The sequence below is a fragment of the Kitasatospora sp. SolWspMP-SS2h genome (genome assembly GCF_003259315.1).
In the GTDB taxonomy this organism is placed as follows: Bacteria; Actinomycetota; Actinomycetes; order Streptomycetales; family Streptomycetaceae; genus Kitasatospora; species Kitasatospora fiedleri.
The window spans coordinates 178,784-192,169 of sequence record NZ_QLLT01000002.1; the positions used below are offsets into that span (position 1 = coordinate 178,784).

General features: G+C 74.6%; 12 protein-coding genes and 1 tRNA gene. 9 read left to right on the forward strand and 4 right to left on the reverse strand.

The genetic code is table 11. The features are described from left to right. The first annotated feature begins 241 nt into the window (after positions 1-241). The 3 genes from K353_RS03070 to K353_RS03080 all read left to right on the forward strand — a co-directional run bounded on the left by K353_RS03070 (position 242) and on the right by K353_RS03080 (position 4,023). Positions 242-760, forward strand: a complete 519-nt coding sequence (locus K353_RS03070) for a SigE family RNA polymerase sigma factor (protein ID WP_111551997.1) — start codon at positions 242-244, stop codon at positions 758-760. Positions 761-809: 49 nt separating this feature from the next. Continuing rightward, the gene (locus K353_RS03075) at positions 810-1,739 is read left to right on the forward strand and encodes a hypothetical protein (RefSeq protein WP_111551998.1); all 930 of its coding nucleotides are present in this window, start codon (positions 810-812) and stop codon (positions 1,737-1,739) included. Between the two features lie 142 nt (positions 1,740-1,881). After that, positions 1,882-4,023: an ATP-binding protein gene (locus K353_RS03080; RefSeq protein WP_111551999.1), complete on the forward strand. Its 2,142-nt coding sequence runs from the start codon at positions 1,882-1,884 to the stop codon at positions 4,021-4,023. A gap of 111 nt (positions 4,024-4,134) precedes the next feature. On the opposite strand, the gene K353_RS03085 is transcribed toward K353_RS03080, so the two are convergent. Then, on the reverse strand, positions 4,135-5,790 hold the full coding sequence (locus K353_RS03085) for a translation initiation factor 2 (RefSeq protein WP_111552000.1): 1,656 nt from the start codon (positions 5,788-5,790) through the stop codon (positions 4,135-4,137). Between the two features lie 168 nt (positions 5,791-5,958). Beyond that, positions 5,959-6,090, reverse strand: coding sequence for a hypothetical protein (locus K353_RS36465; RefSeq protein WP_255410656.1), 132 nt, complete (start codon positions 6,088-6,090; stop codon positions 5,959-5,961). A 426-nt stretch (positions 6,091-6,516) separates the two neighbouring features. Here K353_RS36465 and K353_RS03095 point away from each other — a divergent pair, with 426 nt between their 5' ends. Beyond that, positions 6,517-7,341 (forward strand): helix-turn-helix transcriptional regulator, encoded by an 825-nt coding sequence (locus K353_RS03095; RefSeq protein WP_111552002.1) that lies wholly within the window; start codon positions 6,517-6,519, stop codon positions 7,339-7,341. Between the two features lie 125 nt (positions 7,342-7,466). Then, entirely contained in the window at positions 7,467-7,691 is a 225-nt protein-coding gene (locus tag K353_RS03100) for a hypothetical protein (protein ID WP_233533328.1), read from the forward strand. An 89-nt stretch (positions 7,692-7,780) separates the two neighbouring features. Here K353_RS03100 and K353_RS03105 read toward each other — a convergent pair. After that, a tRNA-Leu gene (locus tag K353_RS03105) sits at positions 7,781-7,868 on the reverse strand. Between the two features lie 268 nt (positions 7,869-8,136). Here K353_RS03105 and K353_RS03110 point away from each other — a divergent pair. The 3 genes from K353_RS03110 to K353_RS03120 all read left to right on the forward strand — a co-directional run bounded on the left by K353_RS03110 (position 8,137) and on the right by K353_RS03120 (position 11,183). Continuing rightward, on the forward strand, positions 8,137-9,459 hold the full coding sequence (locus K353_RS03110; protein WP_111552003.1) for a M20/M25/M40 family metallo-hydrolase: 1,323 nt from the start codon (positions 8,137-8,139) through the stop codon (positions 9,457-9,459). 311 nt (positions 9,460-9,770) lie between these two features. Then, positions 9,771-10,013, forward strand: a complete 243-nt coding sequence (locus tag K353_RS03115) for a chaplin (RefSeq protein ID WP_100839341.1) — start codon at positions 9,771-9,773, stop codon at positions 10,011-10,013. Positions 10,014-10,391: 378 nt separating this feature from the next. After that, positions 10,392-11,183 (forward strand): chaplin family protein, encoded by a 792-nt coding sequence (locus tag K353_RS03120; RefSeq protein ID WP_370447549.1) that lies wholly within the window; start codon positions 10,392-10,394, stop codon positions 11,181-11,183. Positions 11,184-11,372: 189 nt separating this feature from the next. Here K353_RS03120 and K353_RS03125 read toward each other — a convergent pair whose 3' ends face one another. Then, entirely contained in the window at positions 11,373-11,582 is a 210-nt protein-coding gene (locus tag K353_RS03125; protein ID WP_035954087.1) for a DUF5703 family protein, read from the reverse strand. Positions 11,583-11,978: 396 nt separating this feature from the next. Here K353_RS03125 and K353_RS03130 point away from each other — a divergent pair, with 396 nt between their 5' ends. Continuing rightward, the gene (locus tag K353_RS03130) at positions 11,979-12,584 is read left to right on the forward strand and encodes a hypothetical protein (RefSeq protein ID WP_100839339.1); all 606 of its coding nucleotides are present in this window, start codon (positions 11,979-11,981) and stop codon (positions 12,582-12,584) included. The last annotated feature ends 802 nt before the right edge of the window (positions 12,585-13,386 follow it).

Genomic DNA, 13,386 nt, shown 5'->3' on the forward strand with positions numbered 1-13,386 from the left:
CGCCCGGGACCGAACGCCTGCGCCCGGCAATGGACTTGGCCGCCCCCGGACCGTCCCTCACGCCACTCCCGGCCCGCCCCCGGCGCCGTCGGACCGGCCGACCGCCGCCACCGGACCCGACACCCCGCCGCGCCCTTCCCGATCATCGTTATGCAGTCTTGACCTTCGAGGCGCGACGGGCCGCCCCGCCCGAGGCGTGACTCCAGGACGTCGACGGAACACTTTCCAACCGGGGGACCACATGACCGAGGGGCTCGACTTCGACGAGTTCGCGGCCGGCCGGGCACGCCGCCTGTTCCACCTGGCGTACCTGATGTGCGGGGACTGGCACCAGGCGCAGGACCTGGTGCAGACCGCGCTGTCCAAGCTCTACCCGGTCTGGGGACGGTTGCAGCGCGGCGACGGCGCGGCCGGCATCGACGCCTACGCCCGCAAGGTGCTGCTGCGCTGCTACCTCTCCCACCGGCGGCTGCGCCGCTCCAGCGAACTCGCGGTCGACGAGTTCCCCGAGGAGCCGTCGATCGGCGCCCGGGAGGGCAGCTCGGCCGCCCTGCGGATCACCCTGGTCGCCGCGCTGCGCCAACTGCCGCCCCGCAACCGGGCCGTCGTGGTGCTCCGCTACCTGGAGGACTACAGCCTGGAGGAGACGGCCGAGGCCATGGGCATCACCGTCAGCGCGGTCAAGAGCCTCAACTCCCGCTCGATGGCCCGCCTGCGCACCATCCTGGGCCCCGACCGCGCCCTGCTGCTCCAGGACTGACCCCCACCGCACCAGCCCCTGACCCGCTCGTCACGGAAGGCATCGGACCTTGGACCCGGACCGCGCTCTCGACCCCGACCCCGACCTCGAACTGGACCTGGAGCTCTCCGCCCTGATGGGGACGAGCGTCCGGGACATCAGCGTGCCCGTCGCGGTGATCGTCGCCGAGAGCGGCCGCCTCGGCCGCCGCCGGAAGGCGGCCCGGCGGCTGCGGACCGCCGGGGCGGCGCTGGCCGTCGCCGCCGTCGCCTTCGCGGGCGCGAACGCCGGACTCCCGCTGCTCGGCACCGCCCCGACCGTCCGGGCCGGCGCCGCCCCGGCCCGGCAGCCGGAACCGGACCCGGGCGTTCCCGCCGCCTCCGCCGGGGAACGCTGGCGGCCGCTCCCGCTGCCGGTCGTCTCCCCAATGCAGAACGGCCCCGACCAGCCGGTCACCGCGGACCGGGCCGTCCTGGCCTTCGACGCGTACGGGGTGCTCCAGAATCTACGGACGGCGCTGCCCGTCCACCGGAACAACCTCAGCCCGGGCACCCCGTTCGAGGCCGATCGCCAAGGCGGCTCCACTGTCCACCTGACCTATACCGACGCCGCCGGAGCGGCTGCCCTCGAACTGGCCCTGCGCCGCACCGAACTGCCCTTCCCCGCCGACGGCGCCACCCCCGCCGACGACCAGCTCCCGTTCCGGTGCGGCCACGACAGCGGCACCTCCGGCAACCACGAGGACACCTGCCTCTCCGGCTACCGTCCCGACGGCAGCTGGGAGCTGGTCGCCGCGAACGACGCGCAGGTCCCCGGCCTGTTCGGCTACCGGGTGGCGATCTGGCGCCCGGACGGCACCGTCCTCGACTTCACCGAGTACGCCGGCACCGTCACCCCCGAGGGCGAACCCGTCCGTTCCGGCCGCACCCGCCCCCCGTTCGCGCTCACCGCCTGGCGCTCCATCGCCGAGAGCCCGCTCTGGACCTACTACATCTCCTGACCGCCCGTCCGTCCCCCCGGCCCGACACGGCCCGTCCCCCCGGCCCGGCACGGCCCGACCCCCGGCCCGGCACGGCCCGACCCCCGGCCCGACTCGGCCCGACCGCCGGTCAGCGCCCCGCCGAACGCGTAGGGTTGGTCGGGTGAGCGAGCAGACGCACAACGTGGTCGGCGGCCGGGCCAGGGTGGAGAGCCTGGTGCAGGCCAACCGCATCGACGCCGTCCACGTCCACCCGGCGAGGGTGCTGGTCCACCACCCCTCCTTCGAACTGCCGCCGGAGAAGGCGTACTTCGTCGACCGGGCGGCGGAGCAGCAGCGGATCGCCGCCACCGCCGCCGGACCGGACGCCGACGGCACCCGCCCCCGGGTCCTCGCCGTCAGCGGCCTCGGCGGCATCGGCAAGACCGCCCTGTGCGTCCGGGCCGGCCACCGGCTCGCCGACCGCCACCCGGACGGCGCCCACTACCTCGACCTGGACGAGTACCGGCGCGACGGCGTCACCGACCTCGCCGCCGTCCTGACCGACCTGTTGCGCTCGCTCGGCGTCGAGCAGGAGTGGCTGCGCCGCGACTTCCGCGGCCTGGTCCGCCAGTTCTGGGACCGCACCCGCGGCAAGCGCCTGCTCCTGGTCGTCGACAACGCCCGCACCGCCGCCGAGGCCGAACCGCTGCTGCCCGCCTCCGCCCGCAGCCTGGTCCTGGTCACCAGCCACGGCCCGCTGTACGACCTCGGCCCCGCCGCCGAGGAACTCGTCCTCGCCCCGCTCGGCGCGGAGCACACCGCCGAACTGCTGCGCGCGTTCCTCGGCGAGCAGCGCTGGGCCGACGCCGACCCCGCCGCCGTCCGGGCGCTCGCCGCCGTCTGCGAGGGACTGCCGAAGGCCGCCGAGGTGGCCGGCGACCTCGCCCGCAAGTACCCGCACCGCGGCCTGGCCGCACTCGCCGAACGGCTCACCGCCGACCTGCACGAGCGAGGGAGCGCCCCCGTGGAAGCCGTCTGGGACGCCGCCTGCGCCGAACTCGGCCCCGAAGCCGCCCGGTTGTACCGCCTCCTGCCCGAGTGCCCCGGCCCGTTCGTGGTCCTGCCGACCGCCGCTGCGCTGCTCGGCCGCGACCTGTTCGACACCGAGGACGCCCTCGCCGAACTCCTCGCCGCCGGACTGCTCGACCACCGCTCCGGCGGCTACCGCCAGCACGCCCTGGTCCGCGGCCACGCCCGCCGCGCCGCCCGCGCCGCCGACCCCGAGGGCACCGAACGCGCCGCCGCCCGCGCCCGCCTGCTGCACTGGCTGCGCCGCCAGACCGCCCGCGCCGACCTGCTGACGGCCGGCCCCCGCGCCACCGTCCAGACCGAACTCCCGCCGCTGCCCGGCGTCCCCGACGCCGACCTCGGCACCGCCAAGGCCGACGCGCTGCGCTGGATCGAGGCCAACCGGCACGCCCTGTACGGCGCGGTCGCCCTCGCCTACGACAGCGGCCACGACGAGGACGCCGTCGCACTCGCCGAATCGCTCTGGACGCACTTCCTCGACCACCCCCGGCACGCCGACGCCGTCGACGCCTTCCGCACCGCCGTCGTCGCCGCCGACCGCGCCGAACACCTGCTCGCCCGGGTCCGCACCCGCGACATGCTGGCCCGACCGCTCTGGGAGCAGGGCGAGTTCGAGGAGGCAGCCGCCGCCGTCGAGCAGGCGTGCGCGCTGGCCGCCCTGCTCGACGACTCCCACCCGCACCGCCGGATGGCCGGCTCCGCGATCGACTTCCGCGGCCAACTCGCCCTCGCCCGGGGCGAATCCGCCGCCGCCCGGGGCGACCGGACGGCCGCGCTCGCCGACTTCGCCGCCGCCCGCGCCGACTTCACCGCAGCCCGGGAGATCCAGCGGGCGATCGGCAACGCGTACGGCGCCGCCCTACAGACCTACCAGCTCGCCAAGACCGCCACCGCCGCCGCCGACCACCCGGCCGCCGCCGAACTCTTCGCCGCGGCCCGCGCCGAGTTCGCCGCCCTGCCGGGCCGCCGCCGGATGGCCGCCCGCACCGCCTTCGGCCTGGCCCGGGCGTTGCGCCTGCTCGGCCGCCCCGCCGAGGCCGGGGCCCCGCTCGCCGAGGCCCTGGCGGACGCCGTCGAGCGCGGCTCCAGCTACGACGAGGCCCGGATCACCACCGAACTCGCCGAACTCGCCGACAGCACCGGCCACCCCGCCGACGCCGCCCGCCACCGCGCCCACGCCGCCGCCCTGCGCGCCGCCCACGGCGGGGCACGGACGGAACCCGGCACGGACTGAGCCGGGACCGGCCCCGGCACTCAGACATCAGGGCTCGACAGGGCTCGGCAAGGCTCAGAGTTCGTCAGGGCTCAGCAGGGCTCGTCAGGGACCGGCAGGGACCGGCAGGGCTCAGAGCTCGGCGTCCAGCTCCTCCGGCCCGGCGGCCCGCAGCTCCAGGCGGACCGTCACCGCGCCCACCGTGCAGTCGAGTTCCACCGGCAGCCCCCCGACGGCGGCCGACCCCCGGTGCGCGACCAGCCAGGCGTACACCGCGGAGACCGCCGCGGCCGGGTCGATCCGGTGGACCCGGCCGTCCGCGCGGTGCGGCGGCACCCGCAGGGCGAACGGGCCGTGCTCGCGGTGCACCAGCAGGCAGCGCTCGCGGGAGAGCAGCGCGGCGGCGACCCGGCAGCCCGGCAGCTCGTCCAGGACGTGCGCGGCCCAGCCGGCGGCCGACCAGCGGCCGGTGCCGGGGCGCCGCCACAGCACCGCCGCGCTGCGCTGCTCGGCGAGGCCCGCCGCGCCGTGCTGGGCGGACCGGTGGTGCACCGGCAGCTCGGTGGCGACCGGGAAGCGCTCCACGCGCACCCGCCGCCCGTCCACCTCGGCCCGCACCGCCAGCGCCGGGGCGGGGGGCCGGGCCGCCACCGGGTCGGGCAGCAGCTCGGGCGCCAGCGGGGTCCGCGGCGGCGTCAGGCCGATCAGCCGGTACAGCTCGGCGCGCAGCAGCGGCAGCGCCAGGTCGGGGCGGCCGAAGGCGTCGGCGGCGAACCGCGCCGGGTCCGGGACGCGGGCCTCGCGCAACAGTTCGGGCAGGCCGGCGGTGTCGGTGAAGCGCGGCGCGACGGCGAGCAGCCGGGCCATCGGCGTGCCGGGGATCAGCTCCGTCCCGCCGTCGTAGCCGTCCAGGACGAGGGTGCGGCCGAGCGCGGCGGCGTACAGCGCGGTCGAGCCGTGGTCGGTGAGCACCGCGTCGGCGGCGACCAGGACGGAGGCCCACTCCTGGTGCGAGGAGGGCAGCAGCAGCCCGGCCTGGAGGGCGGGGCGGAGCTGCTCGGCCAGGTTGTGGCTGCCGCGTTCGCCGATCTCGTTGGGGTGCACCACCAGGGCCACCCGGTAGTCGTCCACGGGCAGGTGGAGCGCCAGTTCCAGCGGGAGGTCGGGGCGGCGGGCCAGCAGGCTCTCCGCGCCGTGGGTGGTCAGCACCGCCAGCAGGGTCCGCTCGCCGACGCCGAGCCGGTCCCGGTAGGTCTCCCGGCGGCCGACCGACTGCCGCATCCGGTCCAGGGTGGGGTCGCCGACCACGACGGCGCGGGCGGCGGCCGACGGGCACAACTCGGTGAGCCGGGCCAGCTGCTCGTGGTGCCCGAGGCCGTGCAGGTCGGCCCACGGCTCGCCGTCGGAGAGCAGGAACGCGGGGTCCAGGCCGGACGGCAGGCCCGGCGAACCCTCGGTGCCGAACGACTTGTTGAACCCGGCGCCGTGCGGCAGCAGCGCCCTGGCCCGGCCGGACAGGCTGGTCAGCGCGCCCTTGGGGCCGGCGGAGAGGATCAGGTCGAAGCGCTCGCGCCGGGCCTGCTCGAAGTCCATCACCCGGGCGCCCGAGCGGTCCAGGGCGGCCAGCGCGTCCAGCCCGAACCGGGAGCCGGGCACCACGGTGAACCAGCGGTCGATCCGCGGGTCGCCCCCGAACACCGGCAGCACGTCCAGCAGCCGGTTCAGCGCCACCGCCGAGCGGAACGCCAGCAGCACGGAGGGCCGCTGGTCCCGGTCGGCGTCAGACATGTGCCGATGCTATCGGCGTTCCCCCGGTCCCGCCCGGCAGGCCGGGCCCTGACCTGCCGTCACCCCGCCGCCACCCACCCCTCCCGGGCGACGCGCACCGGGCGGGCTGAGCGCTCCTGACACCCCGTCCGGCCGACAGCCGACCGCCAGTCAGCCGTCAGCCGTCCGTCAGCCGGCCGTGAGCTGGACGGCCGCCTCCACGCCGGAGGCGATCGCGCCGGCGATCCAGGCGTGGTAGCGCGGCTGGCACGTCCTCGGATGCCCCGCCCAACGCAGCACCCGCCCCCCGTCATTCCGCATGAGAACGAGTCTCCCGACCCCACGTCACATCCCGGCCGCACCCACACCTCGCTTCCCCCACCGGGCCCCGCCTCGGGCACCGGTGATCTTTCCTGTTCCGGAAAGCCGAGATTCTTGACCTTGCGCCGCGCGGGTCGGGAGCATCGGGCTGGACAGGAGCCGCATGTGACAGGGGGGCACGATGCTGCGCTGGTTGTCCGGGGAAGGGTCCTGCAACAACGGAACGTGCCCGACACCGTGGGGCGCCGAGAACGGGAACTACGTGGTGCAGGGGTACGTGATCACTGATCCTGAACGTCTGGCGGAACTCGATCTGCCGGAGGGTGAGACGGCGGTCATGGTCCCGGCATCGGTCCTGGACGAGTACCTGCGCTACCGGGACATCGCCCTGGCGCACGCCATGCCGTTCGGGGAGTACACGGCTGCTTGAGCGACGAACACCCCGATGATCCGGGCAAGGCCCTGCGGGCCCTGCGGATCGCGGCGGACCGGACGGCCGAGACCGTGGCCCGCAGGGCCGCCATGTCCCCGGCCAAGCTCTCGAAGATCGAGAACGGCAGGGTGCTGCCGACGGTGCAGGACGTGGACCTGATCCTGACCGCCCTCGGCGTGTCCGAGGCAGTGAAGGCCGCGTTCCCGGAGGCTGCGCGAGGAGCGGCCACCGAGGCCACGGCCTGGCGTCAGCTGCGCCGGACGGGCCATTGGAAGCACCAGCAGTCCATCAAGGCGGTCGAGACGCGGACGACCGTTCTCCGGCTGTTTCAGGGACAGTCGGTCCCCGGTCTGCTCCAGAGCGCCGAGTGCGTCGACGTGTTCGCCCTGCACCCCGAGCTTCCGGAAGAGGCGAAGGCCAGGACCGTCGCCGCTCGGCTGGAACGCCAGGCGGTCCTGTACGACCCGGGCCGGGCCTTCCACGTCGTGATCTGCGAACACGTCCTGCGCTGGCTGATCTGTCCGGCCCCCGTGATGGTCACCCGGCTCGACCGGCTGGTCTCCCTGTCCCGGTTGCCGAACGTCACCGTCGGGGTCCTGTCGCTCGGCCGACCGATGCCGGACTTCCCGATGACGTGCTTCAGCGCCCACGACGACCGCCTGGTGATCGTCGAGACCTTCCACTCGGAGATCACCACCCGGGACCCGAAGGACGTGCGGCTCTACCTGTCCACCTTCGCCCGGTTCGACGCCGCCGCTCTGCACGGGAGCGAGATGCGCACGCTGGTCGAGGGCATCAGGGACGAGTTCTTGAGGTAACGGGAAAGACCTCGGACCCGGGCTCCCGGCGGCTCTGGCTTGGTCTCCCAGCCAACGGAGCAGAGAGCCGCGGGAAGTCATTCGCGTCGGTCGGAGCGGAGAACGTGTGTCCGGAGCTGGGCCGTGTGCTCGGCGAGGATGAGGAGGAGCAGCGGTCCGTGCTGTTCCTGCGCGCGGACGAGCTCGCGCGGTTGCGGGACGCGCTGGTGAGCGGCGAGTTCGACCACCTGATGTCCGGAGGCCGGGCGGGCCTGCGCAGGCCGGTGGTGGAGCGGCGCTGGGAGTCTCCGTCGAAGCGTTCCTGGCTGCGGTGGCACCGCAGGCTGTGGCGTGCCGTCACCAGCCGCTGAGCGTCCGCCGGGCCTCGGTGCGGACGGGCGACCTCCTGGGCCTCCCGGCGGGAAAAGCAAGAAGGCCCCTGGTGAACAGGGGCCTTCGCTGGTGTCCGAGGGGGGACTTGAACCCCCACGCCCGATAAAGGGCACTAGCACCTCAAGCTAGCGCGTCTGCCATTCCGCCACCCGGACCGGGTGTCGTCCTCGCGGGGTGTTCCCCGCGCTGACATGGACAACAGTAGCAAAGATCGACTGGTAGGCCCAAAACCGGGGGCGGCGGGACGGGCGGGGCTTCGAATGCGGGGCGCGGGGGGCGGTCGGCGGGAGCGTGAGGGGATATGCCCTTGGGGCCGGACGGGTGCTGGGGGAGGATGGCGGGACGGCGCCCGCGGTCCCCGGCCGGGGTCGGGGCGGCGCGGGCCGCAGCCGCGCCGGGGCGGGCAGACACGAGGTGGGAGCGATGAGCGTGGGCAGCGAGCGCGCGGTGACGGCGGAGTCGGAGGTCGCCGAGATTTGCCGGGACCTGATCCGGATCGACACCAGCAACTACGGGGACGGCTCCGGGCCGGGGGAGCGGAAGGCCGCCGAGTACGTGGCCGAGCAGCTCGCCGAGTTCGGGCTGGAGCCGCAGATCTTCGAGTCGGCCAAGGGCCGGGCCTCCACGGTGGTGCGGATCGAGGGCGAGGACCGGTCCCGGCCGGGCCTGCTGATCCACGGGCACACCGACGTCGTCCCGGCCAACGCCGACGACTGGACGGTGCACCCGTTCTCCGGGGAGATCACCGACGGCTGCGTGTGGGGCCGCGGCGCCGTCGACATGAAGGACATGGACGCGATGACGCTCGCGGTGGTCCGCGACCGGCTGCGCACCGGCCGCAAGCCCCCGCGCGACCTGGTGCTGGCGTTCCTGGCCGACGAGGAGGCCGGCGGCACCTACGGCGCCCGCTTCCTGGTGGACCGGCACCCCGAGCTGTTCGAGGGCGTCACCGAGGCGATCGGCGAGGTCGGCGGCTTCTCCTTCACCGTCAACGACCAGGCCCGGCTGTACCTGATCGAGACGGCGGAGAAGGGCATGCACTGGATGCGCCTGACCGTCGAGGGCCGGGCCGGGCACGGCTCGATGGAGAACGACGATAACGCGATCACCGAGCTGTGCGAGGCGGTGGCCCGGCTCGGCCGGCACCAGTTCCCGCTGCGGATCACCAAGACCGTCCGGGCCTTCCTGGACGAGCTCTCGGACGCGCTCGGCGTGCCGCTCGACCCGGAGGACATGGACGAGACGCTCCGGGTGCTCGGCGGCATCGCCAAGATGATCGGCACCACCCTGCGCAATACCGCCCAGCCGACCATGCTCGGCGCCGGCTACAAGGTGAACGTCATCCCCGGCCAGGCCACCGCGCACGTGGACGGCCGCTTCCTGCCCGGCTACGAGGAGGAGTTCCTGGCCGAGCTGGACAGCGTCCTCGGCCCGCGGGTCAAGCGGGAGAGCCTGCACCACGACAAGGCGATCGAGACCAGCTTCGACGGCGCCCTGGTCGAGGCCATGCAGACCGCGCTGCGCGCCGAGGACCCGATCGCCCGGGCCGTCCCGTACTGCCTGTCCGGCGGCACCGACGCCAAGTCCTTCCAGGACCTGGGCATCCGCTGCTTCGGCTTCGCGCCGCTCCAGCTCCCGCCGGAGCTGGACTTCGCCGGGATGTTCCACGGCGTGGACGAGCGGGTGCCGGTGGACGGCCTGAAGTTCGGCGTCCGGGTGCTGGACCGGTTCATCGACCTGGCCTGACGCCTGACGCCTGACGCCTGACGCCTGACGCCCGGCGGTCGGCGGTCGGCGGTCGGCACCCGGCGGTCGGCGGTCGAGGGACGCGGGGACACGGGAACGCGGGACACGGAGACGTGGGGTCGCGGGGCGGGAAGTCGGACTAGTCCGTCCAGCATCAGAGCTGTCGAGCATCCGAAATGGCGATCGTCTGTTCGCTTGATCGCTTCAACGGGTGAATGCGGTTCCGGCCCCGTGTCCCGGCCGTGGAGGCTTCGTTCTTCCGGGTGCAGCCCGGGGGAACGGGCTGGAAACGACCAGGAGGAGCAGTTCAGATGAAGGCCAAGAAGATCGCCGCCGTTGTCGCCGCCACCGGTGGCCTGGTGCTCGCGGGCGCCGGTGTCGCCTCGGCGCACGGCGGCGCGGGCGCGGACGGTGCCGCGGTCGGCTCCCCGGGTGTGCTCTCCGGCAACCTGATCCAGATCCCGGTGCACGTCCCGGTGAACGTCTGCGGCAACACCATCAGCGTGATCGGCCTGCTCAACCCCGCGTTCGGCAACGCCTGCCAGAACGTCTGAGCCGGTCCCGCCGACGACCGGCGGGCCGCCCGACCCCGTGTTTCCCGCCCCCGTGCGACCTCCGTGTCGTGCGGGGGCGGTCCCGTTTCCGGACGGCGGGCCCGCCCCGACCGGGTGAACGGTGCGGTTCCCGGCGAAAGCCGCATCTCACCCGATCGGATGAACTGACTGCAGATGGCTCAACCTTCACCGTTAAGGGTCGTTGGAGTAGTACCGCCGCCGTCTCGGCAGGCAATTCCGACTATCGGACCGATCGGACTTCCGGCGAATCCCGGGGAAATCCCCCGCGACCCGCCCGAGAACCGTCCCGGCCCGTCGAACGAGAAACCAAAAGGGGAGTCAATGCGACAGGTCGCCAGGAAAGGCCTCCTCACGGCCATGGCCACCGGCAGCGTGCTGGCCTCGACCGCGGGCTACGCCCACGCGGCCGCCGACGCGCACGGCGTGGCGGCCAATTCGCCCGGCGTGGCCTCCGGGAACGCGGTGCAGGTGCCCGTGGAGCTCCCCGTGAACGCCTGCGGCAACACGATCGACGTGATCGGCCTGCTGAACCCGGCGTACGGCAACGACTGCTCCAACGTCAGCCACAACCGCAGCGGCGGCGGCACCAGCGGCGGCGGCCACGACAGCGGCGGCGGCCGGCAGGGCGGCGGCAGCACCGCCGGGTCGGGCTCCGCCGCGAGCGGGACGAGCAGCAACTCGCCGGGGGTCGGCTCGGGCAACAACGTGCAGGTGCCGGTCACCGCGCCGGTCAACGCCTGCGGCAACTCGGTCAACGTGGTGGGCCTCGGCAATCCGGCGTTCGGCAACGACTGCTCCCACACGACCGTCGAGCACCAGCACCCGGTCACTCCGCCGCCGGTCACCCCGCCCGGCCACGACTGCCCGCCCGAGCAGCCCGGCGGCGGGCACAGCACCCCGCCGAGCCCGCCGGTCACCGACCGCACCGGCGGCCCCGGCGGCGACCTGCCCTCCACCCCCGCCACGCCGGTGACCGCCCCCTCCACCCCCGCCCCCGCGGTCCAGGCCCGGGCCGCCGCCGTCACCGAGCAGGCGCAGCTGGCCTCCACCGGCGCGTCCGGCCTGGAGATCATCGCCCCGGCTGGCATCGCGCTGCTGCTCGGCGGCGGCGTGCTCTACCGCCGCTCGCGCTCCCTCGCCCGCCGCTGAGGAGGGCCGCCGGAGCGCGCCCGGTAACGCCTGAGCAGCACTGACGCCCGCGCCCGGGCACCCCGCCGCACGGAGCAGGACCGCGGGGTGCCCGGGCGCGGGCGCGCAGTGGCGGGCGCGCAGTGAACGCGAGCGTGAGCGGAGCGTGCAACGAGGCGGGAGACGGGGCGGGGCGGGACTCGGCGCCCGCTACCAGCTGGAACGGACCTGCCGGATGATCCGTCGCTTCAACCGGACCGTGCGGCTGCCGTCGGGGAACAGCCGGAGCCGGTCGAGCTCCCAGTTCCCGTACTCGGCGTGCTCGGTCAGGAGCTGGCGGGCGGCGTTCCTGGTGGTGCCGCGCGGCAGGCGGAGCGACTGGTACTCGTACTCCGGAAGCCGGACCGTTTTGGTAGGGATCAAGGCGTCTCCTCCACTGCTGTGCCGCCTGCAAGCCTACGGCGCATCGCCGACATGTCGACGGTTCGGGCGCGGCCCGCCCGGTCGGACGGTCCGAGCCTCGCCCCGGCCGGAGCTGATCGTCAATCAGTTTTCCGGTACCGGAAGCAATACCCGCGCCGGAGCGCGCCGATGCGCGGCCGGAAGCCGCCGTCGGACGGCGCGCAGGAGGCCGGAAGCACCCGGGGAACTGCGGGAGGGGCGCGGGAGGGACGCAGGAAGAACGCGGGAAACCGCCCGCGCCGGAGGTCGCAGAAGCACGCGGAACGGACATCGGGGGTGAACTTGCCCAGTTTTAGCGGCTGTAGGTGACAACCGCTGTGCGTGTCGTCGCCGGGTGGGGATAGCGTCTGCACCATGTCTGATGCCGCGCAGCTGACCATCACCGAGGTACGGGCCGCCGCAGAGGCGGTCAAGGCCGCCATCGACCGCCACCTGCAGGCCGTCTCCAACTCCACCGAGCCCGGCGATCCGGTCGTCGTCCACGCGTACGAGGAGCTCGCGGCGGCGGCCGTCGCCTACGACCAGATCCTGTACGAGGTCTACGACGAGGTCACCCCCTTCGAGATCCCCGGCGACGACGCCGGGTCCGGTTACCAGGGGCCGGACCACCCCGAGGCGATCAGCGTGCTGATCCGCCGCGACTACCTGATCACCGACCCGAAGCGGCTGCGGGCCCAGGCCGAGCGGGTCGACGAGTCGCTCGAACCGGGTGCGGGCACCGAGGGCGAGGTGACGGCGGCGATCGGCGTGCTGTTCGGCGAGTACGAACCGGACGAGATCGCGGCCCGGGCCGAGGAGTTCGGCCTGGAGGAGGGCGACTCCACGCTGTGGGTGTCGGCCGCCGAGCCGTCCGACCCCGGCGAGTGGCTGCCCGAGCCGTTCGACGGGGCCGACCCGGAGCTGCTGATCTGCCGCTTCGACGTCAGCGAGGTCTACGACGACGAGCTCGACGAGCTCTGAGCCGCCCGTCGGCCGGTCGCCGTCCTGCCCGCCGTGACCCGCCGCGACCCGCCGCCGCCCGGCCCCGGGTGGCGGCGGGCCCGCAGGCCCGGCAGCCGGCATCAAGGCCCGGGAGCGGGGAGGCGGCCGGCCGGAGCCCGTCCGGTCGGCGATCGGCGAACGGTGACGCGTCCGGGAGGCCGGAGCGCGGTCGCAGCGATGGCGCACCTCGCGGTTCCGGCTTCCCGGGACGTCGGCGACCGCCCGGGCGACCGGCGACGACGCGCTGCCGCACCAGTCGTTGCAGAACCTCGCCCCGGTCCGCAACGAGCAGGGCCGCCACGCCGACGCCCGCGACCTGACGGCCGAGACGCGCGCCGTCCGCGAGCGGATCGGCGCCGGGGCCGCCGTCGCGGACACCCGGCTGAGACTCGCCCGGGTGCTGCCACGCCTCGGCGAGCACCAGCAGTCGTTCGAACCCGGCGCGGACCCGCTCGCCGTTGCCCGCCGTTTCGGCGACCTGCCGATGGTCGGCTGGGCGATCGACCGGATGGGCACGGCCCGGATCTCCCGAGGGCGGGCGGCGGAGGTCGGGGAATACCGGGAGAAGGCGGTCCGGGGGCTTCACCGGAATCGGCAGCGTAGGGGCCGAAACGGTGCGCCGACGGCTGGCCGAGCACTTCTCCCGCCCCTTTTCCCCGCCCGCTCCCCGCCCGTCCGGTGCCCGCTCCCCGGCCACCCCGTGCCCGGCCGCCGACCGCCCGGTCCCGGTGCGTTTCGGAATCGTCCTGGGGCGGCCCGCCACTCGTCCGCCGCCCGGCCG

What these genes read in the sequence shown, in the direction of transcription:
- K353_RS36465 (WP_255410656.1), bottom strand. Translation starts at nt 6,090, where the DNA reads ATGCGGAATGACGGGGGGCGGGTGCTGCGTTGGGCGGGGCATCCGAGG.
- K353_RS03115 (WP_100839341.1), top strand. Translation starts at nt 9,771, where the DNA reads ATGAAGGCCAAGAAGATCGCCGCCGTTGTCGCCGCCACCGGTGGCCTG.
- K353_RS03120 (WP_370447549.1), top strand. Translation starts at nt 10,392, where the DNA reads ATGGCCACCGGCAGCGTGCTGGCCTCGACCGCGGGCTACGCCCACGCG.
- K353_RS03085 (WP_111552000.1), bottom strand. Translation starts at nt 5,790, where the DNA reads ATGTCTGACGCCGACCGGGACCAGCGGCCCTCCGTGCTGCTGGCGTTC.
- K353_RS03130 (WP_100839339.1), top strand. Translation starts at nt 11,979, where the DNA reads ATGTCTGATGCCGCGCAGCTGACCATCACCGAGGTACGGGCCGCCGCA.
- K353_RS03110 (WP_111552003.1), top strand. Translation starts at nt 8,137, where the DNA reads ATGAGCGTGGGCAGCGAGCGCGCGGTGACGGCGGAGTCGGAGGTCGCC.
- K353_RS03070 (WP_111551997.1), top strand. Translation starts at nt 242, where the DNA reads ATGACCGAGGGGCTCGACTTCGACGAGTTCGCGGCCGGCCGGGCACGC.